The sequence below is a fragment of the Ideonella sp. P3_A4 genome (assembly GCF_056403075.1).
On the sequence record NZ_JBFUGE010001055.1, the window covers coordinates 1 to 1,358 of the forward strand.

A 1,358-nucleotide genomic window follows, 5' to 3' on the forward strand; every position below is an offset into this window, starting at 1 on the left:
CTCGGCCATTGCCCGATGCCCTCGCAAAAGCGCGATGAAGGCCAGCTGGACGAGCCGGTGCGTGTGCAAGGCGAGTGGATCCGCCCTGGCGACTGGCTGTATGCCGACGAAGACGGCGTGGTCGTCTACCCGACGGCGCTCTGAAACGCCACAGGGGCCGGGCTGCGCCAGCGCGCCGCCCCGTGGGGTTCAAGCAAAGAAACAAAGCCACATTGGCTTGAGGTGCCGAGACCACACAATCGGCTGCCGCGGCATGAGCCGAAGGCTACAATGCACAGCTTCGTCGGGGTGTAGCGCAGCCTGGTAGCGCAACTGCTTTGGGAGCAGTGGGTCGGATGTTCGAATCATCTCACCCCGACCATTCAAATCACGGCCTGGCGCCCTTCGGCGCGCGAGGCCAAGGCAAGTCCGAATAAGCAATTCGGCATTCGCCAAGCTCCCACTCCGTACGATACTGGTCCCTGTTGGCGGAACGCCTTTGCGGCGTGCTGCCCCTCCTCAGGAGACCGCGCATGAACGTTGCTCGCTTGCTGCGCCCGATCTTGGTGCTGTTGTCAGTGGGCGCCGTCGGCTTGGCGCCAACGCCAGCACGCGCAGAAGAATCGGCACACGTTCTGCATTTGGCCAGCCTGGAGTGGTTGCCGTATGTCGGCCCGAGCCTGGCGCAAGATGGCTTGTCTGGTGCCGTTGCGGCAGCCGTAGCCAAGCAGTTTGGCTACACAGCCAAGATCGACTACTTCCCCTGGACCCGTGCGATGCAGGTCGGCAGGGAGGACGACAGTTTCTCTGGCTACTTTCCGGCCTATTACACCGAAGAGAGAGCGCGGCAATGCCACTTTTCCGCGCCGATGGGCCACAGCAGCGTGGGCCTGGCCTACCTCAAGGACAAGCCCTTGAAATGGCGTACCGTGAGCGACTTGGTCGGTATGAAAATTGGCGTGGTGGCGGGCTATTCAAACGGCGCCGAGTTTGATGCCTTGGTGAAGCAAGGCAAATTGACGATTGACGCCTCGCCCGGCGACACATTCAATCTGAAGAAACTGCTGGCCGGCCGGGTGCAAGCGGCGGTCATTGACAGATCAGTGTTGCGTTACCTGCTGCTGACCGAGCCCGCCCTGATCAACGAGCGCGAGCAGATCGCGTTTCATGAAAACATCCTCGCAGAATTATCTCTGCACGTCTGTTTCAAGCTCACGCCGGCAGGGCTCAAGCTTCAGCAGAATTTTGATGCTGCCCTGCAGGCGGTGGATATCAAGAAAATAGAAGCCGCTTACTTCCAGCGGTTGGAAAACGAAGCAAAGCTGAAAACGAAATGATTTGCATGCGATGTCATTTCGGCCCACAGCCCGCCTGTGATC

General features: G+C 60.0%; 2 protein-coding genes and 1 tRNA gene. All 3 read left to right on the forward strand.

From position 1 onward, the window contains the following. The first annotated feature begins 15 nt into the window (after window positions 1-15). Entirely contained in the window at window positions 16-144 is a 129-nt protein-coding gene (locus AC1DYI_RS35785) for an RraA family protein (protein ID WP_477208841.1), read from the forward strand. A 140-nt stretch (window positions 145-284) separates the two neighbouring features. Beyond that, window positions 285-361: transfer RNA gene (locus AC1DYI_RS35790), tRNA-Pro, on the forward strand. Between the two features lie 151 nt (window positions 362-512). Continuing rightward, complete coding sequence (locus AC1DYI_RS35795; protein WP_477208840.1) at window positions 513-1,316, forward strand: substrate-binding periplasmic protein; 804 nt, start codon at window positions 513-515, stop codon at window positions 1,314-1,316. The last annotated feature ends 42 nt before the right edge of the window (window positions 1,317-1,358 follow it).

Excerpts from the sequence above, each read along its gene's own strand:
- AC1DYI_RS35785 (WP_477208841.1), top strand. The coding sequence starts at position 16 with ATGCCCTCGCAAAAGCGCGATGAAGGCCAGCTGGACGAGCCGGTGCGT.
- AC1DYI_RS35795 (WP_477208840.1), top strand. The coding sequence starts at position 513 with ATGAACGTTGCTCGCTTGCTGCGCCCGATCTTGGTGCTGTTGTCAGTG.